Origin of the sequence: Enterococcus dispar ATCC 51266, from assembly GCF_000406945.1 — a bacterium.
Lineage (GTDB): Bacteria > Bacillota > Bacilli > Lactobacillales > Enterococcaceae > Enterococcus_C > Enterococcus_C dispar.
The window spans coordinates 134,017-158,237 of the sequence record NZ_KE136354.1 but is presented as its reverse complement, the minus strand read 5'-3'; the positions used below and the strand labels follow the sequence as shown (position 1 = coordinate 158,237).

The window sequence follows — 24,221 nt, the reverse complement described above, 5'->3', positions numbered from 1 at the left end:
TCATAAAAACCAGGCTCAAAGCAGGTTTTGTCATTTTGCTTTAAGCCTGGACAAAAATTCTATTTACTCTTTGTCATAACGTTCATACTGCGTACGGCGAATTTCAAGCAACTTGTCCGCACCAATTTTTTTCAACTGTTTAACATATTTATCCCAATCGCTAGTAAAATTCCACTCACCTGTAACAAACTTCACCCGAGATTGTTCAACATAATTATTCATGTCTGTCATAATTGTGGACAATTGTCCAGACTCTTCAGGGGTTGGCATTACTGGAGATAACATTTTTTCTGGCATAACATCTTCATTAAAGTCATCATATTGAATCGGTTCTAATCCTTGCGCGATGTCACGGTTAGCTTGATCAGGATTTAAATAAGGATAGCCGCCACCATAAACATTATCTAAATATTGATATGCGCCTAATTGTGCTCCTTTGTCATAATTCAAAATTTTATCGACATAAACATTTTTATCGTCTACTTTATGGTAGGTAACATCTTCTGCTCCTAAATAACCAAAGTCAGAACCTTCTTGGCTATACCAATAATCTGTCCACTCTAGTAATTTGCCAGGATCTTTACAATCTTTAGTAATAACCAAACCAGATGTTCCTACCGGGCCATTAATTACTAAGCTCTGATCTCCTTCAGGACCGGCAATGACATTAATCGGTGTATATTTGTCTTGGACAGACCCCCCGATAAATTCTGGACTTACCCAAGTCCAAAGACCAACAGTATTATTGGCTGCATCTGCACGCCATTTATCGCCATCAGCACCAGCAAAAGAATTCTTAGACATTAAGCCATTTTGATAAAGATCTGCTTCATATTTCCATACATCTTTCATTCGGTCACTATTTAATGTCAGTTGCATCGAGCCATCTTTTTCAAAATATACAGAAGATTCAATTCCAGTTCGACCACCTGTGCCCATACCATAAGCGGCCATTAAAAGTTTTTCAAAACTATTAGGGAGTTCACCACTATTCATATACCAGCCTTGTTCATCCGCTTTACCATTTCCATTTGGATCTTTTGTGACAAATTGTGTTAATACTTCTTTCAATTCTTCGGTGGTTCGTGGTTTTTCAAGACCTAATTTGTCTAACCATTCTTGATTGATATAATATCTGAATGTCAAACCCATAATTTGTGGATCAATAGATAATTCTGGCAAGAAATAGATATGTCCGTCTGGGGCAGTAATACTTTTTCTAATTTCGGGATGTTCTTCCATTAGTTTATTAAAGTTTGGTGCATGTTTTTCAATTAAGTCTTCAATCGGCTGGAACATTCCCTGTCCACCATATTTTACTAATTCATCTGACGTCCAATATACTTGATAAAAGGCATCTGGCAATTTTGATTCTGATAATAGTAAATTTTTCTTTTCATTGATATCTTTTGTCTCTTGCCAAGTAATTGGAACACCAGTCTTTTTCTCATACTCTTTCCACATCCAAAGATCTTCATTTTTTGGATGGTCGGCACTATGGTCTGGACTCAATAGAGTAAACCCTTTGCTGTCTCCTGATTTGTCTTCAGAGCTTGCATCTCCTGACCCGCAAGCGCTAAGTGATACCAATACAACCGCTGATAATGTTAATCCCAATAAAGATGTCTTCCATTTTTTCATATCTATTTCCTCCAAAAATAAATAAAATTGCTAGTTTCTTTTGTAAGAAACTGCGAATTAATGCCTCGTTTAAAAATTGTTTTCAACTTTCATCTCACTAAAATTGAGTCGACGTTCGTTAATTTCTCTAACCTTTTGCAAATCCACTTTGTTATTACGATCTGCAGTTAACAGACCATTTACTTCCTGCTCTACATCTGTGAGTTGTGTGTAACAAAAACCAGCAATGTAAGGGTTACTTTGAATGGCGGCATATATTTTTTCAAAGCGCTTCATGAATTCGGTTTCATTTTTTACCTGATTGCCATATCCCCATTGCCCTTCAGTATTAACTGTAAATGCAATGCCACCAAATTCACTGATCATGATCGGTTGGCCTTTATATTCAAACCCTTTTGCAAAAGCAAACCAGCCATCATTAAATTGAATTTTATTAGTAACAATTTTTTCTTTATTTGAATAACCAAAAGGTGCGAAATCTTGATGGTCTGAATAACGTTTTGCAAAAGCCAAACCAGTTTCTTCATAATCATGTAAAGTTAAAATATCAGAAATAGTGTGTTCCCAACCATCATTTGTAATGACAGGCCGATTGGAATCAAACGCTTTCGTGAGGTGATAAATTCCTTCGGTAAAATGTTGCGGGCGAATATGTTCATTAATTCCTTTAATCCCCCAACTTTCATTAAAAGGTACCCATGTAATAACTGCTGGATGATTGTAATGCTGCTTAACAATTTCTAGCCATTCTGCAGTGAATTGCTTCATCGCGACGTCAGTAAAAACGTAGGTTGAGGGCATTTCTGCCCAAACAAGAATTCCTTTTTCATCGCATAGGTATAAGAAACGTTCATCTTCAATTTTTTGATGTTTGCGCAAGCCGTTATAGCCCATTGCGCTAATTTTTTCCAAATCTTTTTCCAAGGCTGCAAGAGAAGGTGGCGTCATACCAGACTCGGGCCAATACCCTTGATCTAAGATTAAACGTTGGTACAATTGCCGATTATTTAATAAAATTTGTCCATTTTCGATGCTAAGTTTTCGCATTCCGAAATAACTGTAGACTTCATCCAACAATTCACCCGTTTATTTATATAACCGAACCGTTAAATCGTAGAGATTAGGTGTATGTAGACTCCAACGATGAGTGCCTGAATCAGCATTTTCTTTTGTCCGGGTATCTAAAGTAAAACTACTGCTGTTATGATGAAATAATCCTTTATGATAACTGATTAATTCACCTTTAAAACTTGCTTCGGCTTCAATAAAGTAACTACTGCTGTCTGGCAAAACAGCAGCGTCTTTTAATTCAATTTCTACTTTTAGTAAATCAACGTCCAAATCTGGTGTAAGTTTTAAATAATTTATTCGCTGTTCTTGGGCTTCTTCCAACCAAACGGATTTCCAAATTCCCGTTGTTTGAACATACCAACAACCAAAATTATCTTTTAACCACCGTTGTTTACCTCTTGGCTGTTCACAAGAAAGTGAATCTTCTACCCGTACTGTAATCGTATTTAGCCCTTTAGTTAAATAAGGTTTTAAATCAAAAGAAAATCTTTCATTTCCCCCTTTATGGATGCCAATGAGGTTTCCGTTCAACCATACCTGGGTTTCAAAATCTACACCTTCAAAATATAAGACAAGATTTTGATCACTTTCTTGTTCAAAATTATGTTGATACCAAATCGTTTTATGGTGAGACGTATCATGAATACCACTTAATTCCGTCTCATATGTAAACGGAACCAAAATTTTATGTGTAGCAGGGAACACTTTATACCATTGTTGTGATAAGCCAATGTTTTCATCATCAAAGGCAAAATCCCATTCGCCATCCAAACTTTGCCATTTTTTTCTTATGAGCTGCGGTCGCGGATGTTCTTTTCTATTCAACATTAATTCCTCCAAAAATTTCTTTGGTCTATTTTCAAAAAAACTTTATTGACCTTTTAGTTAACAAAGACTTATAATAACATTACTATTTAACTTATCTGTCAACACACAAAATAATAACAGCGTTTTCATACAGCATCAATCCCGATATATTAACCTTAATCATTTTAACCAATTGGTAAAACAAGATATAAAATTACAACCATTTTCAGAATTATACTTAACAATTAAGTAAAGGAGCTTCCTTATGATTATTGATACATCTACAAAATCACTCCCTGTTTTGCAAGCATTAGCAAATGAGACCCGCTTGGGAATTGTAAACCAGCTCGCAATAAAAGAAATGAACATTGGCGAAATAGCTAAAGCGCTTGCAATTTCAAACGCTATTACAACGCGTCATGTCCAACAATTAGAAGATGCTGGTATTGTAAAAACAAGGCGCTGTCCCGGTAAATTTGGGTTACAAAAAATTGTAGCTCTAGCCATTGATCAAATCGGAATTGAATTTCCAGAAAAAATTTTTCCTGAATATCGTCACTATCACGCTGACGTAAAAGTTGGACACTTTACTGATTATCATGCAGAACCAACTTGCGGACTTGCTTCTGAAGAAGGACACATTGGAATGGCAGACCAGCCACGTTCATTCCTTGATAGCCAACGCGTCAATGCACAGTTAGTTTGGACTAGTAAAGGTTTCTTAGAATATAAAATTCCAAATTTAGTCCAAGCTGATGATCATCTCGAGTTATTAGATATCAGCTTTGAAATCGCTTCTGAATTTCCAATTTCAAACAATACGTGGCCCAGTGACATCACTTATTACATCAATGGAAAAAAATTAGGTAGTGATACCGTGCATGGCAATTATGCCGACGTTCGTGGACGCTTGACACCGACTTGGTGGCCAGACACTTGTAGTCAATATGGGGAATTAAAGCATATTCGCATTAATCAGTATGATACAAGCATCGATGGTGTTCCTACAACAGATTTAAATATTAATGACTTAGCATTAAAGGAAACTGATTATTTCACACTGCGTATTGCCTCAGAAGAACTTATGGATTCTGTTGGCGGTCTAACCCTTTTTGGTGCACGTTGGGGTAATCATGAGCAAAATATTAAAGTCTTAACCTATGTAAGTTAATTCGAAACATATGCCGGCTGATAATAACAAAATTTGTTATTTTTAGATAATGCAAATACGGATATTTTTCTGATAAATATCTTTTTATGAAAATTGTAAAATCCTTTTACTTGACAATCTGGTTATAGCTCTTGGTTTAATAGTAAAGTTTCTTTTTCAAAACGATATATACCATTTACAAAATTATTTTTTCCTATTGGTTTTGTTATCTAATTTTTATTTAAAATAAAAAAGGCGACCTGCAAGTCGCCTTTTTTATAATTATCTCCTGTACATCTTAAGCTCTAAGAATAAATCATTGTAAATTCCTAGATATTCTTTTCCTAGATCTTGGTAAACTTCTAGATGCGATAACATTTCATCAGTAGGATAAAATTGTTTATCATTAATAATTTCTTTTGGTAAAAGCTTCATAGCTGCTTTATTCGGGGTAGAATACCCGATATACTCAGCGTTTTGGGCGGCATTTTCGGGACGCAACATAAAGTTGATAAAATCATAGGCACCTGCTTTATTTTGCGCTGTTTTAGGAATCACAATATTATCAAACCACAAGTTTGAGCCTTCTGCTGGAATCACATAATGCAAATGCGGGTTCTCATACATCATATCAGCTGCTTCACCAGAAAAAGTGACAGCAACCATACTTTCTTCATTTGCCATATAGATTTTGATTTCATCGGCTACAATAGCTTTGACATTTGGTGTTAAACCTTTTAGTTTTTCTACCGCTTCATTTAATTGTCCATCATCTTTACTGTTTAATGAATAGCCAAGGCTGTTTAATCCCAATCCAATAACTTCACGAGCCCCATCAATCAACATGATGTTGTCACGAAATTTATCATTCCATAAATCCCGCCAATATTTCAACTCTTCGGCTTTTGCAAATTTATCATTGTAGACAATCCCCAATGTTCCCCAGAAATAAGGAATGGAATATTTATTTTTAGGATCGAAACTTTGGTTTAAAAAGTCCTCGTGAATATTGTTTAATCCTTTAATTTTACTATGATCCAAAGGCAAAACGAGTTTTTCTTGAATCATTTTTTGAATCATATACTCACTGGGAATCGTAATATCATAAGCTGTTCCGCCTTGTTGAATCTTCGTAAACATCGCCTCATTGGAATCAAACGTTTCATAATTGACTTTATAACCTGTTTCTTTTTCAAATTTCTTTAAAAGAGCAGGATCAATATAATCGCCCCAATTGTATATATTTAATACTTTTGCGCCCGCCATTCCACTGGAATGCTCCAAACGATTAACGGCAAAAACTAAAACTAAAATGACGGCGATAATGCCAATAAAAAGGGATTGTAATTTTTTCATCGTAGTTCTGGCACCTCCACTTTCTTGCGGCGGTTCTTTTGCTTTTTACTGCGATTATCTTTACTAATAAAATAATATCCAATAACAAGCACCATCGAAAAGATAAACACTAATGTACTTAAGGCATTGATTTCCAAGCTAATTCCTTGTCTTGCTCGGGAATAAATTTCCACTGATAAAGTCGTAAAGCCATTGCCTGTCACAAAGAATGTTACCGCAAAATCATCCAAGGAATACGTAAAGGCCATGAAATAGCCGGCGATAACGCCTGGTGCCAAATAAGGTAAAATAATGTTTTGCATGACTTGAAAATTATTCGCTCCTAAATCGCGTGCAGCATCTACCATGGAATCATTCATTTCCTTTAATTTTGGTAAAACCATTAAAACGACGATAGGAATTGAAAACGCAATATGCGATAACAAAACACTGAAAAAGCCTAAACTAAAACTTTTGAAAATATTACCTAGTAAAGTAAATAAAATCAAAAAGCTCGCACCGATAATCACATCAGGAGATACTAATAAAATATTATTTGCGCTTAAAAAGGCATTACGCCAACGTCTTTTTTTCGTGTAATAAATAGCCATTGCGCCGAAAGTTCCAATTATCGTGGCTAATAATGCCGACAAAAAGGCGAGCATAAAGGTATTCAAAACAATAATGATCAACCGCGTATCTTCAAAAACCGCTTGATAGTGCTGCAAACTAAATCCAGTAAAGCTATTCATATTTTCCCCAGCGTTAAAGGAATAAAAAATCAAATAAAAAATCGGAATATATAAAATGATAAAAACAAAAATTAGGTAAAGGTTAGACCAACGAAATTTCTTCATTTTTTCACGCCTCCTTTACGTTTTTCCCCGGTTAGGCTCATAACGATAAACATTGCAATAATTAAAATTACGCCAATCGTAGAACCCATCCCCCAGTTTTGCGTCACTAAGAAATGTTGCTCAATGGCAGTCCCTAAGGTAATCACACGATTGCCCCCAATTAGACGCGTCAACATGAACAACGATAGTGACGGGATGAAGACAGCCTGCACACCACTTTTCACACCATTCATTGAAAGCGGCAAAATAACACGACGAAAAGTCTCAAAACTATTGGCTCCTAAATCACGACTTGCAAAAACCAAAGAAGGATTTATTTCCTCCAATGCATTGAAAATCGGTAAGATCATAAAGGGCAACTCGATATAGGTGGCCACGACTAAAAAACTAAAGTCGGTAAACAAGATTTGTTCTGGTCCAATTCCAAATAATCCTAAAAAGTTGTTAATGCCACCATGAACACCAAAAATACCAATAAACGCATAGGCTTTTAGTAACAAATTAATCCACGTTGGCAAAATAATTAGCAACAGCCACAAATCCTTATGCTGCAGCTTGGTTAAAAAGTAAGCGGTGGGATAACTAATCACTAAGGTAAATAATGTAATCAAAAAGGCGTACCAAACGGAATTCAAAGTCATCATCAAATATTTACCAGAGCCAAGATAGGTTTCATAATTTGTCAAAGAAAAATTCCCATTCATATCAAAAAATGATTGATATATAATGAGTAAAACCGGGGCAATTACAAACAGTAAAAGCCAGATATAATAGGGTACAGAATATAAACGTCGTAATTTAGTCATGCTTTTTCCCCCTATTCATCATAACTTTCCAAGCGGGCATCAAAATCAGCTTCTGATTCATTAAAGCGCATAACATGAATATCCTCTGGTTCAAAGTACAAACCAATTTGGCTGCCTTCAATGGCCTTTTTCGTCGAGTGTACCATCCATTCATTTTGCTGTTCATCATAACAAATAATTTCGTAATGTACGCCACGAAAGAGTTGCGTATCGACTTTTACAATTAATTTGCCTTTTTCAACTGAAGTTAATGACAAATCTTCTGGGCGTAAAACCACTTCAACTGGTTCATTCGGACGCATCCCACCGTCCACACATTCAAATTTTTTACCGACAAATTCTACCAGATTATCTTCAATCATGGTGCCCGCCACAATATTGCTTTCCCCGACAAAATCCGCAACAAAATGGTTAATCGGCTCATCGTAAATATCAACTGGTGTTCCACTTTGCACAATTTTACCGTGATTCATAACAAAAATTTCATCACTCATTGCCAAAGCTTCTTCTTGGTCGTGGGTCACAAAAATAAACGTGATACCCAAACGTTGTTGTAATTCTCGTAATTCATATTGCATGTCTGTTCGCAACTTTAAATCCAAAGCTGATAATGGTTCATCTAATAGCAAAACTTTAGGTTCATTGACAATTGCTCTGGCAATTGCTACCCGTTGTCGTTGTCCACCTGACATTTCACTGATTTCCCGCTTTTCATAGCCTTTTAGTTGAACTAAACGCAACGCTTCCATGACGCGCTTTTCAATCTGATCTTTCGGTACTTTTTTTATTTTCATCCCAAAAGCAACGTTATCAAAAACATTCATATGGGGAAATAATGCATAGTCTTGAAAAACGGTATTCACTTGACGTTGATTTGCTGGAACATCATTTATTTTTTGCCCATCAAAGAAGATATCTCCCTCTGTAGCATCTAAAAAGCCGGCGATAATCCGTAAAATAGTCGTTTTTCCACAACCAGAAGGCCCTAAAAGGGTATAAAACTTGCCCTCCTCGATCTCAAAACTGACATTTTTTAATACCGTATCTTCATCGTCATAACGTTTGGTTACATTTTTAAATGAGATGATGGATTTAGCCACTTTTTCTCCCCCTTTTTCATTCCAAATTTTTTTATCATACTCATTAAGAATACTGATAAATGAACAAAAAACAAGTCCTAATTCAATCATAGCAAAAACTTGCTGAATTGTATTACAATAACCATTCTTTGATGTAAGGATCTCCTTATTTTATCGCTTTAGTAAATGATATTTCAAAAATCAGACGCATTTTTCCACTTCCAAATTTTTCTGTTATACCGGAGAAAACCTAGCCAAGAATTTTCCTATCTTGTGGTATGATGAAGAAAATTAAATTGCTTTTTTATAAGATGGAGGTACACTATGACGAATCAATTTCGCGCATTTGTCGTTAGCAAACAAGATCAAACAATAGAAGCTCGTTTAGTAGAAAAAGATTTTAACGTCCTTGATTTTGAAGGCGTAATCATTAAGATTGCTTACTCGTCTTTAAACTTCAAAGATGCACTGGCCACTCAACCTAAAACAGGAGTCGTTCGAAACTATCCTTTAACTTTAGGAATTGACTTAGCAGGGACAGTTGTCAAAAGTCCAGATCCGCGATTTTCAATAGGAGATGAAGTTATAGCAACTGGATATGGTTTAGGTGTCAGTGCCCCTGGCGGTTTAAGTGAGTATCAAAGCGTCCCCGCCGATTGGTTAGTAAAACTACCACAAAATTTAAGTTTGAAAGAAAGTATGATTTATGGCACTGCTGGTTTTACAGCAGCATTAGCAGTAGCTAAAATTAGTGAAAATGTCACTAAAGATGAAGCCGTTTTGGTGACCGGAGCATCTGGTGGTGTGGGGAGTATTGCCATTGCCTTATTGCATCAATTAGGCTACCAAAAAATTATCGCTGTAAGCCGCAAAACTGCAGTAAAAACGTGGTTAGAAAAATTAGGCGCAACTGAGATTATCCCACCAGAAGCCCTAATTCCAGCAAAAATCCGTCCTTTAGCCCCACAACAATTTTCTGGGATTATTGACACAGTTGGTGGCGAACTCTTAACTGCTTTATTGCCACAGCTCCACTATGAAGGAACTGCGGCCCTTTGTGGCAATGCCGGTGGCATCCAATTAAGCACCACTGTTTTGCCCTTTATTTTAAGAGGTATAAAAGTTTTTGGCATTGATTCTGTCAACCAACCAATGGTGAAGCGCCAAAAAATTTGGCAGCTTTTAGGAACAGATTGGAAGGTAACTTCTCAGTTAAAATATGAAGAAGTACCATTAACAGCTATTGAAGATGTCACAAAAGCTTTACTTAGCGGTACACACGAAGGCCGCAGTATTATTACTATGTAAAGGAAGAATTGTATGCGAATTTTAATCACCGCCGGCGGAACAGCCGAAAAAATTGACGATGTTCGATCCATTACCAATCATTCTAGTGGTCGTCTAGGAGTAACGATTGCCAATACTTTTGCGGCTTCTACTACAACTATTGACTATGTGACCACGGCAAATGCACTCAAACCCCGTGGAGATAACATCCGCTTACACCTTATCAGTGATACGCAAAATTTGAGCACTACTTTACATTCTTTGCTCATCCAAAATCACTACGATGCCGTTATTCACAGTATGGCAGTCAGTGACTTTACGCCAGCCACTAGTTTATCCGAAGAACAATTACTGACTGTTTTCAATCAGTTGATTACCAAACATCACGGGAACTCTTTAAGCATGGCAGATTTGAAAAATAGCATGAGTGAATTGGAACAATTACCAATACCGGCTAAAAAAATTTCTTCTGACACAGACCACTTATTTTTGATTTTAAAGAAAAATCCCAAAATTATTCAGCTAATTAAACAATTACAACCTGATACTATTCTTGTCGGTTTCAAGTTGTTAGTTGATGTGAACTTTAAAAAATTACATGAAGCTGCAACAAATAGTATCAAAAAAAATGATGCCGACTTTATTTTAGCGAATGATTTGACTGAAGTCAGCACAGATAAACACCATGGCTATTTAATTGCAAAAGACGGTAGCTATGGTGAAGCCAGCACTAAAAAGGAAATTGCTGAGTTGATCAAAGCAGCAATTACCACGACTTTAAAAAAATAATTTTATATAGGAGAAAATTACTATGCGCCAACAACATATTTTATTAGGTGTTTCGGCTAGTATTTCAGCTTACAAAGCAGCCGATTTAACCAATGAATTAACCAAACGCGGTTATGCAGTTGATGTTTTAATGACAAAAAACAGCACCAAATTTATTACACCTTTAACGTTACAAACACTATCCAAACGCCCCGTACACACCGACGTAATGACTGAACACCGGGCTGATTTAGTCAACCACATTGAGTTGGCCAAACATGCGGATTTACTTTTGATTGCCCCTGCAACTGCTAATATTATTGGAAAACTCGCTAGTGGTATTGCCGATGATATGGTTACGACTGTTGCGATGGCATTAGAAACCAAAGTACCAAAATTAATTGCCCCTGCCATGAATACTTACATGTATCAAAACCCAGTAACTCAAAAAAATCTTGTCACTTTAAACGAATTCGGGTATAAAGAAATAGAGCCACGGGAAGCGCTGCTTGCTTGTGGTGATTTTGGTCGCGGTGCGCTGGCAACAAATGAAACGATTATTAAAGCGGTGGAAGCGACACTAAGTAAAAGGAGTCTATAATGAAGAATAGTAAAACTTTCGATCTTGTGTTAACTGCACTTTTTTTAGGCATCATGATTTTAATGAGTCTTGTCCCTTTTTTAGGTTTTATTCCCATTGGCCCCTTAAATGCAACAATTTTACATGTACCGGTAATTATCGGTTCGATTATTTTAGGCCCTCGTTTAGGGGCATTTCTTGGTTTTTCAATGGGGCTTATGAGCGTCTATAACGCAACAACTAGACCTAATCCATTATCTTTTGTTTTCTCCCCTTTTATTAATGTGATTGGGACCAATCATGGGGATTGGAAAGCGTTAATTGTGGCGATTATCCCCCGCATTTTAATCGGTGTGGTCCCCTTTTTTGTTTACAAATACGGACGACGTTTATTAAAAAATAGAGCCGACAGCGTTGCTTTATTTATAGCAGGGATTAGTGGCGGGTTAACCAACACCTTATTGGTAATGAATCTGATTTATTTTCTTTTTCAAAATAGTTATGCCACCTATGTCAGTCAAAGTGGAAAAAGTCACGATTTCTTATATGGCGCTATTTTAACGGTTATTTTCACGCAAGGCATTCCAGAAGCAATTGTAGCTGGTGTTGTAACAGCGGCCGTTTGCAGTATTTTGCTGCGTTTAACCAAGAAGAATCGTACCGAAATGTATTAAAAGTTATCAAAAAATGGCTAAAATCAGAAAACTGATTTTAGCCATTTTTTATTCTTCGCCAATGATGCGGACTTCTGTTTCCAATGCCACATCAAACTTTTCTTTGATTGTTTTTTGAATGTAAGCAATTAACTCCACATAATCTGTCGCCGTAGCGTTATCAATGTTCACAATAAAGCCTGCATGTTTTTCAGATATTTGGGCTCCGCCCCATTTCATTCCTTGCAAACCAGCATCTTGAATGAGTTTACCAGTGAAGTGTCCTACTGGGCGTTTAAAAACACTACCGCAAGAAGGATATTCCAAGGGCTGCTTGGATTGACGTAAAGCAGTCAATTCATCCATACGCGCTTTAATCATTTCATGATTACCCTTTTTTAATTGGAAACGAGCGGTTAAAATAATCGCTCCTAAGTCTTGAACTGAGCTATGACGATATGAAAAATTCATTTCATCATGATTTAACGTCTTAATTGTGCCATCGGCAAACAAAATATCACAACTGGCAAAAACATCTTTGATTTCGCCATCATAAGCACCTGCATTCATAAAGACTGCACCACCAATACTTCCAGGAATGCCACTAGCAAATTCAAATCCAGCTAGATTTTCTTTTAAAGCGGCATAAGTGGTATCAATTAACTTTGCCCCAGCTTGTGCTTCTACAATCGTATCTTCCACACTAACTTTTGTCAATTGACTTAACATAATCACGAGACCCCTGATGCCGCCATCACGAACAATTAAATTACTGGCATTGCCTAAAACCAGCCATGGTATGTCATTTTCACGACAGTAATCAACCAATGCTTTGGTTTCAGCTGTATTTTTAGGAAAAGCTAAAACATCGGCTGGCCCACCCGTTTTGGTAAAGGTATAATTCATTAACGGTTCATCTAATAAAATACTAATTTCAGGAAAAGCTTGTTTAAATGCATCTTTCATGAAAAATTTTCCTCTCTTTTAAAAACATCCCACTTATTTTAGCACGTCAAGGAAAATCTTGCCACCTGCGTTTATTTTATGCCGATTGCTAAAAGTTCTGCACATAATTGATGACTCACCAAGACATTTTTCTGAACTGGATGTTCGTTGTTTTCAATTGCAGCTAAAAATTGTGTGACAAGTTCTTCAAAACCGCGCTTCGCTAAAGTTGTCTGCCAATCGTCACCGTTTAACCGCAGACTACCCGTGGTGTTTAATTCCGATAAATTTGTCAGATTTTCCAGAATTAGCGTTTTCACGGGACTCGTCACTTCATAGCGTTCATAATTTGCCCCGCTTTTTAAATCCATCGTAATCGTCGCGCTCGTTTGCTCACTGGTAAGTAACATCGTTGCATATTCCAAGTTATTGTCTGTCACTTGTAAATCACCGTAAGCTAGTTTTGGCGTACCAGGCATTAGATAGACCGCCGTATCGACTAAATGTAAAAATAAATCATAGACTAAAAACTCAGGCGTACCATTTCCGGCAATCCGATTTTTTTGCAGGTGAAGTTGTCTTTTGTCAGGTAAATCTTTTAAATGTTTCATATAAGGTGCATAACGTCGATTAAATCCTAACATTAAAATCAAATTTTTAGCAGCCGCAAGTTGATATAATTCTTTTGTCTGCTGCCAATTTTCTGTCAGTGGTTTATCGACAAAAACATGAATTCCTTTAGTTAAACACTCTTTTACAAGCTCATAGTGACTTTCAGTCGCACTATGAATGAAACAAGCGGTGATATCTTGCTCAAATAATTCGACAATATTATCATACACGCGTAAAAAGCCATAACGCTTTTTTAACAATGTTTGAACTTCTTTATTACGCGTAGCAAAATAAAACTGCGCCTCATCTTGTTTTTTTAAATAAGTGGGTAAATAAGCCTTTTGGGCAATATTGCCAATTCCTAGGACACCGATTTTCATTAAAACACTTCCTTTAGTTGCCTTTTCTTTCATCTTACACCATTTTTCGCTAAAATAAATAAGAATGTTAAAGAGAACAAAGGAGGAAAAATTTTGAAATTAATTTCTTGGAATGTCAACGGCTTACGGGCGGTGATGAAAAAGAATTTTATGGATGTTTTTAACGAATTGGATGCTGATTTTTTCTGTTTACAAGAAACAAAATTGCAAGCAGGCCAAATTGAAATGGACTTGCCTAATTACTATGAATATTGGAATTATGCCGAGAAAAAAGGCTATTCTGGAACGGCCATTTTCGCCAAAAAAGAAGCGCTAAATGTCACTTATGGCATTGGGATTGATCACCATGATTTAGAGGGTCGCGTTATTACTTTGGAATATCCCGAATTTTATTTGGTCGACTGTTATACTCCAAACTCACAAAATGAATTAAAACGCCTCGATTATCGCATGACGTGGGAGAATGATTTTCGTAATTACTTAGTTGCGCTGAATAAAACAAAACCAGTTATTCTCTGTGGTGATTTAAATGTCGCGCACGAAAATATTGATTTAAAAAATTGGAAAACTAATCGCAAGAATGCCGGCTTTACTGATGAAGAAAGAGGTAAATTCACCGAATTATTAAAGGCGGGCTTTATTGACAGTTTCCGTTACTTTTATCCTGAACTTGAAGGTGTTTATTCTTGGTGGAGCTACCGGTTTAACGCACGAAAAAACAATGCGGGCTGGCGGATTGACTATTTTGTCGTTTCAGAGGATCTAAAAGCCAACCTAGTCGATGCCAAAATTCATACAGAAATTTTTGGCAGCGATCATTGTCCGGTTGAATTGGATTTAAATTTTTAATTTGTGTTAAAAAGACGATGAGACAATTGCTTCTATCGTCTTTTTTGTGCTAAATTACACGAAGAAAGGGCGGTTAAAATGAATTTTATTGCAATGGATTTTGAAACAGCCAATCACGAAAAACACAGTGCTTGTTCACTGGCTTTAGTCATGGTGCGCAATAGTAAAATTGTCGGTGAATACTACTCTTTAATTAAACCGGAGACACCTTTTTTCTGGCGTAATATTCAAATTCACGGGATTCATCCCGAAGATGTTGTAAGTGCTCCTAAGTTTCCCACTGTTTGGGAAGAGATTTCGCAATACTATAATCAAAACAGCTTAATTGTAGCTCATAATGCGCCTTTTGATAATGGTGTTTTAGCCGGTTGCCTTGAGTATTATGGCTTGGAAAAACAACCCTATCTATCCCTTTGCACCGCGCGTTCTAGCCGCAAACTATACCCTGAATTTCCTAATCACCGCTTAAATACGATGTGTTATATGTTAGATATTACATTGAATAATCACCATGATGCTTTAGAAGACAGCCGTGCTTGTGCTGAAATTTTATTACGGCAAGAAGCAGAATTTGGTACTGATCCGTTAAAAAAATTAGTGACAATCAAATAGACGTAACGTTTGTATAGCTTAATAGCTAACAGACGTTACGTCTATTTTGCATTTACAAAAACTCTTGGGACTCTTTATTGCTTTAAAAAGGAATTCAATCAATCAAAAGTGCCATTAAATAAGCATCAATAAATTCATTTTGCGCAGTTAAAAAGCTTCTTTGCATTTTTCCTTCTTGGGTAAAACCAAATTTTTGATAAAGATGAATTGCTCTTTTGTTACGCGTTTGAACTGTCAACTCTAATCGACGAATAACACCGGAGTTTTCTGCCCACCAGATAATTTCTTCCATCATGGCAGCACCAAGTCCCATGCCCCAGTACTCTTTTAAAATGGAGATGCCAACTTCTCCAATATGAGCGACGCGGGGGTTATCCTCTGCTAAAACAGAAGCCATGCCAATAATTTTTTCTCCAGCTAATGCTACTAACGATAGATTATTAGCACTTTCCAAAAAAGCTGCTAATTGCATGGCCAGTTGTTCTTCTGTCAAAGAAAGGCCATGCTCATCCATAATTAGAAAATCAGTTTCACCGCCAATTTTTTTCATCACTTGTAAAAGCTGAGGGGCATCTGTTGGTTGTGTCGGACGAATTGTTACAGCAACATCATTCATTCTCTATTCTCCCATCCGTTTAAAATGCGTTTTAAAAAAGCTTCACTGTGGCTACCAACTGCTTTAAAATCAACCTTACGGGCATCCTCATCGCGATCAACTTTTGTTAGAGTTAATTCCAAATAATCTAATGGCATCACTTCTCCTAGTAGTTGTCCCCACTCCACGACGGATAAACCTTCACCTTCAAAATATTCTTCCAGGCCTAATTCATCTGCATCGGGTCCAATTCGATAAACATCCATATGATAAAGTGGCAGACGGCCTTCTTCATACTCACGTATAATCGTATATGTTGGACTTTTTACCATTCGTGTTACCCCAAGGCCTTGGGCAATGCCTTTTGTAATGGTCGTTTTGCCTGCACCTAGCTCTCCTGTCAAAATAATGACATCCCCAGCAGCAGCACATTCGCCCATAATTTCTCCCAATTTTTCTGTTGCCAATAGATCTGTTAAAGCAATCATAATTGCGCCTCCTCATCAATAAATATCTCTACTTTTAGTATAAGCTTTGCTTAGTATAACTGGGACAATACCAGAATGCAAAAACAAAAGCAGGAAAATCCATCGCTAATAATATGGGCTATTAACGGTATAAAAAAAGCCCTACTCACAAAAGAGTAAGGCTGATTAATTGTTTTATTTGGTAGTATTTAATGTTTGTGCTGCCGTAATAATTGATAGTTTGTAAACATCTTCTTCATTGGCGCCACGAGATAAATCAGAAACCGGCTTATTTAATCCTTGCAAGATTGGTCCGATTGCTTCAAAGTTACCAAAACGTTGGGCAATTTTATAGCCAATATTACCCGATTGTAATTCAGGGAAAACAAAGACAGTTGCTTTACCTGCAACAGTTGAATCTGGAGCTTTTAATTGTCCCACCGCAGAAACATAAGCTGCGTCAAATTGTAATTCACCATCTAAAATAATATCTGGTGCCATTTCTTTTGCAATTTTTGTGGCTTCAACAACTTTGTCTACTTCTGGTGCTTTAGCAGAGCCTTTTGTTGAAAAACTCAATAGTGCAACTTTGGGATCAATATCAAATAATTCAGCAGTTTCAGCAGAAGCAACAGCGATTTCTGCCAATTCTTGTGACGATGGATTTACATTGATCGCACAGTCAGAGAATAAATATTTTTCTTGATCACGACCACGTACCATTAAGAATGCGCCACTGGTACGGCTAACACCTGGTTTTGTTTTAATGATTTGAAGTGCTGGACGAACAGTGTCCCCTGTTGAGTGAATAGCGCCAGAAACCATACCGTCAGTGACACCCATGTAGGTTAACATGGTTCCAAAATAGTTGACATCTTTTAAAATTTCTTCTGCTTGTTCTTTGGTTGCTTTACCTTTACGACGTTCGACAAAAGCTTCTACCATTTTATCCCAATCTGCATAGTCATTAGGATCAAGGATTTCAAATTGATCAATGGTAATACCACGAGCAGTAGCAGCTTTTGCAACTTCATCTTTATTGCCTATTAAAACAGGCGTAATTAATTCTTCTGCTTTCAAACGTGCAGCTGCACCTAAAATACGAGAATCAGTCGCTTCTGGAAAAGCAATTTTAATGCCACGACGCACAATTTTAAATTTTAAACTATCAAATAATTCCACCGGAATTACCTCCTGTATTTTTTATCTCCCTCATCATACACTATTCACAAAAAAAAGAACAGTTATTTCTGCTGTTACAGTGAAAATACGCCACACTTTGTTTTTGAATTCACATACTGACATTTTTATTATATAACAGCAAACGCTTTATTGTTACACTGTATTATACAGTTGTTGGATCTTGTGGTAGTTCCCAATTAATTGGCTTTTCACCAAAAGAAACCAATGCAGCATTGGCTTTTGAAAATGGTTTCGAGCCAAAAAAGCCACGATGAGCAGATAGTGGACTTGGATGTGGAGATGCAATAACGACATGGCGATTTTGATCAATCATTTTAATTTTATCTTGCGCACCTTTGCCCCACAAAATGAAGACAATCGGCTTTTGTCTTTCGTTTAATTTCTCAATAATTTTATCCGTTAATTGTTCCCAGCCTTTGCCACGATGCGAGTATGCTTGTCCTTGCCGTACTGTTAATACCGTGTTTAAAAGTAAGACTCCTTGTTTGGCCCAGCTAGTTAAATAGCCATGATTAACCGGTGCTACTCCTAAATCGCTCTGTAATTCTTTATAGATATTTTGTAAAGAAGGCGGAATTTTAACGCCAGGCTGAACGGAAAAAGATAATCCATGGGCTTGATTAGGACCATGATACGGATCTTGTCCTAAAATAACGACTTTTACCTCTTCATAGGGCGTTAGTTCGAGCGCTTCAAAAATATGATACATATCCGGATAAATTTTCTGCGTCTTATATTCTTGTTTTAAAAATTCGCGCAACTGTAAATAATACAGTTTGGTGAATTCAGGTGCTAAAATTTCTTGCCAACTGTTATGAATAATTGTTTTCATGTCTGCCTCCTATAATAACTGATAAAATAGGCGATTACCGCCATACTAGCATGATTAAATCAGTTCTATCCTTCAAAGTAATTGTAGCGTAAATGTCTGGGATTGTCTTTGAAACCGCCACAAATTTGTCCTAATCTATGGTAAACTGAAAATAAATGAGCTTTAAATAGACTTAATCACGCAACTTTTTGCGTCAGATTTTTAAAGGATGGTGTCATCTATTTTATGATTAAATTAATTGCCTCTGACATGGACGGGACCTTGTTAAATTCCCGGATGCAGATTTCCGTAGAAAATATTGCGGCTATTAAATACGCCAAAGAACAAGGGATTGAATTTATGGTCGCCACTGGGCGTAATCGAGAAGAAGCCTTACCTGCTTTGGAACAAGCAGGGATAAAATGTGCCATGATTAATTTAAATGGCGCACAAGTTTTTGATGCAGCTGGAAATTCTTTATTTACGGTTCCAATTGCACTGGATACTGTCTCAGAGATTCTCGATACTTTACGAGCTGCTGATATTTATTATGAGGTAGCTACCAATGAAGGCCTTTTTTCTGAAAGCCAAGCAAAAAGAATTGAGAATTTCTCTGAACATATGGCAGAAATGATGCCCCATTTGACCCATAAAATGGCGATTGCCATGACGTCAGCGCAATTAGAATTTTTACCAGTAAACTACGTTGCGGATATTAAAACACTGTTAGATAAACCACATTTTGAAGTGTTAAAAATTATTTGTTTTCATAAAGATGGTCCAGCGGTATTAGGACCTGTGGCAAAAAAATTAGATGCAAACGAAAAATTACACGTTACTTCTTCGGGACAAAACAATATTGAAATCAATCATCGCGATGCTCAAAAAGGAATTGCTGTCGCTCATGTTGCCAAAGAGCGCAATATCTCTTTGTCTGAAGTGATGACAATTGGTGACAACATGAATGATTTAAGCATGATTCAGCTGGCGGGCGTGAGTTTTGCGATGGGTAATGCTAAAATTGAATTGAAGGAAAATGCCAAATATTTAACCGATACTAATATTGAATCCGGTGTTGGTAAAGCCATTATGCGGGCAATCCAAGAGAATTTGGCGTAAACTAAAAGACGATGGATAGGTTTTAGTTAATTTATTAAGGAGGCGCAAGGATGTCTGAATTTTTTATTCAAGACAAACAGTTGAGTTCCATTACCCGTACGATAGTCAAAGACGAAAAAGGAAAATCTTTGTTTTTACTAGTGGGACGTTGGGGAACAAAAGGTGATGCGCTCTCTCTTTATAAAATGAATGGAGAACTGGTAGCCAGTATTAAACAAATCAGTTTTACCTTTGGTACACGCTTTGAAATTTATAAAAATTTTGAAAAAGTGGGTACCTTACAAAAAATTTTCCGCTGGCCGGGGGATTTTTATTATATTCAACAATTGCATTGGACTGTCCAAGGAAATATTTATCAACATCAGTATAGTATTCGCCATTTCAATCATCTCATTATGAAAATGGATAAAGCCACTTTATTTTCTGGTGATTACTATGTTTTGGATGTTACAGATGATGAGGACGCTCCTGTTTGTATTTGTATTGCAGCGATCATGGACTATTGGCTTTATAATCGCAGCAAATCTCAAAAGTTCGATTACCGTTTAACACCTAATTGCTAAAAAATACAATTAAAATCATTTATTTGCGGTTGTAGCAGAAGCGGTCAGCTTCAAAAAAGAAGAAGTTGTTTTTAAAAAACCGTTTATTTGCAAAAAAGAGGTGTGACAAGTCTTTTGTCACACCTCTTTTATATATAATTTCATGACTTTCACTTGGCAATTTTTCCCTAACTTACTGGCTTTTAACTATTAGAAAAGCTAAAAAACAAAGGTGACTCTTTTGCCTTAATACCTCCAAGAGATCGTTTGTGAAGCTGGATCAAAGAAGGCATATCAGCTTTATTCCTAGGGAAAATTACATACTTTTTTAAGCAATTGGTTTTTGCATATGTTCGTATTGATGACCGGCAATCATGGTTTTGGCGACTGTTTTAAAACCATTACGTTCGTACAACCGCCTAGCTCCAGGATTTTGTTCATCCACACTTAGCCCAATGACGTTTTCTCCATCCCGTATAGCAATTTGTGGCAGTGCTGCTAATAATTCGCCACCAATACCACGTCCACGAAATTCTTTTGCTACTGAAATAGAATCCAAGTACCATTCCGGTTCAATCGTTTCGGAATCAGTAAAAAGACGCGTATTGGTGGGAATATCAAATTTTTCTAATAATGGTATTAATGGCTCATCAATACTTTTTTCCGCACTCGCAGGATAACCATAGGCCACCCCGGCAACTTTACCATCAATTTCTTTTACTAAGGCGCGCTGGTAGCCATAGCGATAATCAGAAATCGCCACACTTTCTTCTAATAAAGCTAATGTTTTTTTTGCACCGTATTTTTTAACAAAGGGCAACTCCATATCTTCTAAAATGACTAATACTAGTGGCGCAATAGCAACCGCATCAGACTTTTTTGCATAACGTATCATGTTATCAACCTCCACAGACAAGCTTACCATGAGCTTTATATTTTACAAGGGGACTTACTACAAATTTCTAAAAAAAGCGTGTTATAATTCAAAACGAAGTGCTGATTTATAAAAAGGAGTAATTTGAATGAATATTTATTATATGTCTATTTCTGGTAACACCCGTGCATTTGTTACGAACCTTCAAAAGTACGCTATCACCCAACACGAGCAAAATAGTTTGAACCCTACTATCACCCTTCATGCGATTGATGATAATACCCTACCCGAATCCATTACAGAACCCTTTTTTGTCTTTGTCCCCACTTATTTAGAAGGTGGCAATGGTGTAGATAATGGCGATCAAGAGATTTTGACCGAAGCCTTACGAGAATACATTGCCTATGAAGATAATGCGAAAAATTGCTTAGGGATTGTTGGTAGTGGCAACAAGAACTTTAATCGTCAATATTGCCTAACCGCCAAACAGTATGCCGCACAATTTGACTGTCCTTTTTTAGCTGACTACGAACTACGCGGAACACCAAAAGATATAGAGCGTATTTATCAAATTCTACTAAAAGCTTAGTAAGATTCTCTGCGTTTTTCTTATCGGTAGCAAAAAGTTTATTTCAATGTATACAAATGACCTGTTTTATTACAAGCGTAACAAAAAATAATCTCTCCCTTTTTTGCGTATTTTATTATGAGAAGAAGGAAAGGAGATTTTTTGATGAAACTTTATCATATTCGCAAAGAAAATGGATTTAACCAACAAACTTTTTACAATTGGTTAAAAGAAACAGGTTTAATTGAAAAAGGTCCAAAAGGCTATATTACCGGCCCAAATGCTTGGGATGAAATGGCTGTTTTAACTACCAAAAGAGTGGATGTTAATGGTGAAGTGCGTGAAGTTACCCAAGTTACTGTCCCAAAAAATAAAGTTTCTGCTTTAATTACTGCGTATTTAAGTAGTGGAAAAACAGATCTTTATACGCAGGGTAAACGAGATGAAATCCAGCTAAAATTTCAAATTATACAAGACCGTTTGGAAAAAATCGAACAACAACTTACACAGCTTATGCTTAAATAGTTCCATATTTGCAAGAAAGATTTATAAAAAAAGCTGATTAAATCATTGCGAAACTTAAAATGCCAAATTAGTATTTTTTGAATGAAAGAATAAAAACAGAAACCTCACAAAAAATGTGTGGGTTTCTGTTTTTATTCTATCCATTTTGGCGATGATGCCCCAAGTGTAAAACTTGTGCTTGTTTTATTAAGTAATTCAAGTAATGACCGAGTACATAGATTACCATCATCACCGCGAAGGCAGTCTCAACTTTGGCTAGAAAATTCATTAAAGGAACCCCGTATCCGATTTCTTGTAAGAAATCACCAGCACTTTTTGCCGCAAAAGCAGAAATCGCTAAAGGGAAGGTAAACGCAGCATAGCTGGGATAAAATGGCAAACGAATCATTTTTACTACTTGGAAAATAATGAACCAATATAGAATTTGTGATAAAATCAATAAGCCCACTACTAAGAAAATCTGCGGTTGAGGAAATGCTTTTAAATAACCAGTTAATTCTAAGGAACCCGGTGCGGCAATAATCGTAATTAAAGGCAATGTTGCTTCTGCCATATTTTTAAATAAGAAAACACGATGCATGATCAATGGCAATAAAATCAAGTAGAAAAATAGGCCAATCCAAAAGTTTGCCTGACCAATTAAAGGAAAGAAATTTCCGCTTGTGACAGAGATAACACCGATGCCGACGTAGACAATAAACCAGCTAGGATAAAGATGGTCCATTTTAACGCTAGGTTTAATTAAAAAATGATATGTGAAATACGCCATTAAGTAATAATGGACAAGAATCGCCAGTAGCCACATATATTTTGCCATTGGCGCAAGGCTTGGAAATTGTAACAAATACGTACATAAAACCATTGTCCCCATTGTAAATGTGGGGGCAACCGATGCAATAATTGGATCGGTTAAACTGCTATGAACATGCTGAAAGGTCAAAAAAACTTTAAGCAAAACAGCAACAAATAAAATACCCGCTACTAAGCCAAAAGTATTGCCAAGGGCGATTAATTGATAATTTTTTAAAACATTTCCAGTTGTGGCTAAGCCTAAAACCAACCCACAAATGGGAATGGGAATTATTTTTAGAAAGTCTCTCACTTTTTTCCTCCTATTGTTGTAAAAGTTTGTTTACTTTCTCACTAGTGAGTTCATCATTAGTATAGTGATTTTTTGACTAAAAGAAAAATAAATAGTATAAATACTTATCATTAGCTTTTTTTATTAAAACGGAGGTTCTCTCATGTTACATCTACTTCACACCTTTGTTTCTGTCTATGAGACAAGAAATTTTACCCATACTGCTGAAGATTTATTTTTATCTCAACCCACAATTTCTGCCCAAATCAAAAAATTAGAAGACCATTTACAAGTGGAATTGTTCATTCGCAATGGAAAGCAAGAAATTATTCCCACAAAAGAAGCCGTTTTTTTATATCCCCGTGCCTTACAAATTATTGAAGAATGGGAAGATACCAGCCAACGACTAAAAAATCAAGAAAATTTCCGCTTGCAATGTATTGTGGGCTGTTCCCACACTTGCGCTGTTTATTTTGTCCCCAAACTTCTTCCTTATTTGGTCAAACAATTTCCCAATGTTGATTTTTCCATTAAGTTAATGAATTCCGAAGAAGTTGGCCAACAAATGGCCCAAAATAAGGTGAGCATTGGTTTTATTGAAAAACCAGAACGAAATGAAGCAATCAATCAAACACCTATTTATGAAGATGAACTCGTTTTAGCTGGTGACGAAAAATCACAATATTGGCTTTTACGGGAAAATGAATCGGGCTTGCGCTTTTATAATGAAATTTATCTGCGGGAGAACAACCTCCTCCCTCATGTTATCTTTGTTGATAATAATGAAGCAATTTTGGCTTTATTAAGAGAAGGTTTTGGCCGTTCCATTATTTCAAAATTAGCCATTACTTCAGATATTCCTTATGAGGAGATTCATGAGCATCATCTACGTCATTTTTACCTTTTGACTCATAAAGCGGTATTTAAAGATGTTTTACGTGAAATTGCAGCTTTTATCGAAATTTTAGTGCCTCACTTACTGGAACAAAAAATATTTTAAAAAG

Annotated in this window: 27 protein-coding genes; 12 read left to right on the top strand and 15 right to left on the bottom strand. The window is 36.4% G+C overall.

Translation table 11 applies throughout. The annotated features are described in order from the left end of the window. Positions 1-63 precede the first annotated feature (63 nt). From RK01_RS00735 to RK01_RS00725, 3 genes are all read right to left on the bottom strand, one after another. Positions 64-1,641: a type 2 periplasmic-binding domain-containing protein gene (locus RK01_RS00735; protein ID WP_016171380.1), complete on the bottom strand. Its 1,578-nt coding sequence runs from the start codon at positions 1,639-1,641 to the stop codon at positions 64-66. Positions 1,642-1,710: 69 nt separating this feature from the next. Continuing rightward, entirely contained in the window at positions 1,711-2,715 is a 1,005-nt protein-coding gene (locus RK01_RS00730; protein ID WP_016171379.1) for a glycoside hydrolase family 2 TIM barrel-domain containing protein, read from the bottom strand. A gap of 12 nt (positions 2,716-2,727) precedes the next feature. Beyond that, the gene (locus RK01_RS00725; protein WP_016171378.1) at positions 2,728-3,540 is read right to left on the bottom strand and encodes a sugar-binding domain-containing protein; all 813 of its coding nucleotides are present in this window, start codon (positions 3,538-3,540) and stop codon (positions 2,728-2,730) included. 244 nt (positions 3,541-3,784) lie between these two features. Between RK01_RS00725 and RK01_RS00720 the strand changes: the two genes are divergently transcribed. Further along, positions 3,785-4,690 carry an ArsR/SmtB family transcription factor gene (locus RK01_RS00720; RefSeq protein ID WP_016171377.1) on the top strand — a complete coding sequence of 302 codons (906 nt, stop codon included), beginning with the start codon at positions 3,785-3,787 and terminating at the stop codon, positions 4,688-4,690. Positions 4,691-4,951: 261 nt separating this feature from the next. Here RK01_RS00720 and RK01_RS00715 read toward each other — a convergent pair whose 3' ends face one another. From RK01_RS00715 to RK01_RS00700, 4 genes are read right to left on the bottom strand one after another with little or no spacing between them, the layout of a single operon-like run. After that, a complete protein-coding gene (locus RK01_RS00715; protein WP_016171376.1) occupies positions 4,952-6,025 on the bottom strand; it encodes an ABC transporter substrate-binding protein in 1,074 nt (357 codons plus the stop codon). Continuing rightward, positions 6,022-6,861, bottom strand: coding sequence for an ABC transporter permease (locus RK01_RS00710; protein WP_016171375.1), 840 nt, complete (start codon positions 6,859-6,861; stop codon positions 6,022-6,024). The genes RK01_RS00715 and RK01_RS00710 overlap by 4 nt, the downstream gene beginning before the upstream one ends. Continuing rightward, positions 6,858-7,667 (bottom strand): ABC transporter permease, encoded by an 810-nt coding sequence (locus tag RK01_RS00705; protein ID WP_016171374.1) that lies wholly within the window; start codon positions 7,665-7,667, stop codon positions 6,858-6,860. The genes RK01_RS00710 and RK01_RS00705 overlap by 4 nt, the downstream gene beginning before the upstream one ends. Positions 7,668-7,678: 11 nt before the next feature. Continuing rightward, positions 7,679-8,767, bottom strand: coding sequence for an ABC transporter ATP-binding protein (locus RK01_RS00700; protein WP_034864840.1), 1,089 nt, complete (start codon positions 8,765-8,767; stop codon positions 7,679-7,681). A gap of 303 nt (positions 8,768-9,070) precedes the next feature. Here RK01_RS00700 and RK01_RS00695 point away from each other — a divergent pair, with 303 nt between their 5' ends. Genes RK01_RS00695 through RK01_RS00680 form a run of 4 tightly spaced genes read left to right on the top strand, consistent with a single transcriptional unit; the run spans position 9,071 to position 12,055 of the window. Then, positions 9,071-10,054, top strand: a complete 984-nt coding sequence (locus RK01_RS00695) for a YhdH/YhfP family quinone oxidoreductase (RefSeq protein WP_016171372.1) — start codon at positions 9,071-9,073, stop codon at positions 10,052-10,054. 12 nt (positions 10,055-10,066) lie between these two features. After that, positions 10,067-10,822 (top strand): phosphopantothenate--cysteine ligase, encoded by a 756-nt coding sequence (gene coaB / locus RK01_RS00690; protein ID WP_016171371.1) that lies wholly within the window; start codon positions 10,067-10,069, stop codon positions 10,820-10,822. A gap of 22 nt (positions 10,823-10,844) precedes the next feature. Beyond that, entirely contained in the window at positions 10,845-11,402 is a 558-nt protein-coding gene (coaC, locus tag RK01_RS00685; protein WP_016171370.1) for a phosphopantothenoylcysteine decarboxylase, read from the top strand. After that, a complete protein-coding gene (locus RK01_RS00680; protein ID WP_016171369.1) occupies positions 11,402-12,055 on the top strand; it encodes an ECF transporter S component in 654 nt (217 codons plus the stop codon). The genes coaC and RK01_RS00680 overlap by 1 nt, the downstream gene beginning before the upstream one ends. 48 nt (positions 12,056-12,103) lie before the next feature. Here RK01_RS00680 and murB read toward each other — a convergent pair whose 3' ends face one another. Both murB and RK01_RS00670 read right to left on the bottom strand, forming a co-directional pair. After that, positions 12,104-13,000 (bottom strand): UDP-N-acetylmuramate dehydrogenase, encoded by an 897-nt coding sequence (murB, locus tag RK01_RS00675; RefSeq protein ID WP_016171368.1) that lies wholly within the window; start codon positions 12,998-13,000, stop codon positions 12,104-12,106. Positions 13,001-13,071: 71 nt separating this feature from the next. Next, positions 13,072-13,971 carry a Gfo/Idh/MocA family protein gene (locus tag RK01_RS00670; RefSeq protein WP_016171367.1) on the bottom strand — a complete coding sequence of 300 codons (900 nt, stop codon included), beginning with the start codon at positions 13,969-13,971 and terminating at the stop codon, positions 13,072-13,074. Positions 13,972-14,064: 93 nt separating this feature from the next. Between RK01_RS00670 and RK01_RS00665 the strand changes: the two genes are divergently transcribed. Both RK01_RS00665 and RK01_RS00660 read left to right on the top strand, forming a co-directional pair. Beyond that, positions 14,065-14,820, top strand: coding sequence for an exodeoxyribonuclease III (locus RK01_RS00665; protein WP_016171366.1), 756 nt, complete (start codon positions 14,065-14,067; stop codon positions 14,818-14,820). A 78-nt stretch (positions 14,821-14,898) separates the two neighbouring features. Continuing rightward, positions 14,899-15,432 carry a 3'-5' exonuclease gene (locus RK01_RS00660; RefSeq protein WP_016171365.1) on the top strand — a complete coding sequence of 178 codons (534 nt, stop codon included), beginning with the start codon at positions 14,899-14,901 and terminating at the stop codon, positions 15,430-15,432. A gap of 94 nt (positions 15,433-15,526) precedes the next feature. On the opposite strand, the gene RK01_RS00655 is transcribed toward RK01_RS00660, so the two are convergent. The 4 genes from RK01_RS00655 to RK01_RS00640 form a co-directional block, all read right to left on the bottom strand. Next, on the bottom strand, positions 15,527-16,048 hold the full coding sequence (locus tag RK01_RS00655; protein WP_016171364.1) for a GNAT family N-acetyltransferase: 522 nt from the start codon (positions 16,046-16,048) through the stop codon (positions 15,527-15,529). After that, positions 16,045-16,515: a tRNA (adenosine(37)-N6)-threonylcarbamoyltransferase complex ATPase subunit type 1 TsaE gene (tsaE, locus tag RK01_RS00650; RefSeq protein WP_016171363.1), complete on the bottom strand. Its 471-nt coding sequence runs from the start codon at positions 16,513-16,515 to the stop codon at positions 16,045-16,047. Before tsaE ends, RK01_RS00655 begins: the two co-directional genes overlap by 4 nt. A 174-nt stretch (positions 16,516-16,689) precedes the next feature. After that, positions 16,690-17,676: a phosphate acetyltransferase gene (pta, locus tag RK01_RS00645; protein ID WP_016171362.1), complete on the bottom strand. Its 987-nt coding sequence runs from the start codon at positions 17,674-17,676 to the stop codon at positions 16,690-16,692. 163 nt (positions 17,677-17,839) lie between these two features. Beyond that, entirely contained in the window at positions 17,840-18,529 is a 690-nt protein-coding gene (locus RK01_RS00640) for a uracil-DNA glycosylase (protein WP_016171361.1), read from the bottom strand. A gap of 225 nt (positions 18,530-18,754) precedes the next feature. Here RK01_RS00640 and RK01_RS00635 point away from each other — a divergent pair, with 225 nt between their 5' ends. Both RK01_RS00635 and RK01_RS00630 read left to right on the top strand, forming a co-directional pair. After that, positions 18,755-19,627: a Cof-type HAD-IIB family hydrolase gene (locus tag RK01_RS00635; protein ID WP_016171360.1), complete on the top strand. Its 873-nt coding sequence runs from the start codon at positions 18,755-18,757 to the stop codon at positions 19,625-19,627. Positions 19,628-19,677: 50 nt separating this feature from the next. Then, a complete protein-coding gene (locus tag RK01_RS00630) occupies positions 19,678-20,190 on the top strand; it encodes an LURP-one-related/scramblase family protein (protein ID WP_016171359.1) in 513 nt (170 codons plus the stop codon). A gap of 307 nt (positions 20,191-20,497) precedes the next feature. On the opposite strand, the gene RK01_RS00625 is transcribed toward RK01_RS00630, so the two are convergent. Further along, positions 20,498-21,064 (bottom strand): GNAT family N-acetyltransferase, encoded by a 567-nt coding sequence (locus RK01_RS00625; protein WP_016171358.1) that lies wholly within the window; start codon positions 21,062-21,064, stop codon positions 20,498-20,500. 127 nt (positions 21,065-21,191) lie between these two features. Between RK01_RS00625 and nrdI the strand changes: the two genes are divergently transcribed. After that, positions 21,192-21,632 carry a class Ib ribonucleoside-diphosphate reductase assembly flavoprotein NrdI gene (nrdI, locus tag RK01_RS00620; RefSeq protein WP_016171357.1) on the top strand — a complete coding sequence of 147 codons (441 nt, stop codon included), beginning with the start codon at positions 21,192-21,194 and terminating at the stop codon, positions 21,630-21,632. Between the two features lie 144 nt (positions 21,633-21,776). Continuing rightward, entirely contained in the window at positions 21,777-22,136 is a 360-nt protein-coding gene (locus tag RK01_RS00615; RefSeq protein WP_016171356.1) for a hypothetical protein, read from the top strand. 136 nt (positions 22,137-22,272) lie between these two features. Here RK01_RS00615 and RK01_RS00610 read toward each other — a convergent pair whose 3' ends face one another. After that, on the bottom strand, positions 22,273-23,238 hold the full coding sequence (locus RK01_RS00610; protein WP_016171355.1) for a TDT family transporter: 966 nt from the start codon (positions 23,236-23,238) through the stop codon (positions 22,273-22,275). Positions 23,239-23,380: 142 nt separating this feature from the next. Between RK01_RS00610 and RK01_RS00605 the strand changes: the two genes are divergently transcribed. Next, on the top strand, positions 23,381-24,217 hold the full coding sequence (locus tag RK01_RS00605) for a LysR family transcriptional regulator (protein WP_016171354.1): 837 nt from the start codon (positions 23,381-23,383) through the stop codon (positions 24,215-24,217). Positions 24,218-24,221 lie beyond the last annotated feature (4 nt).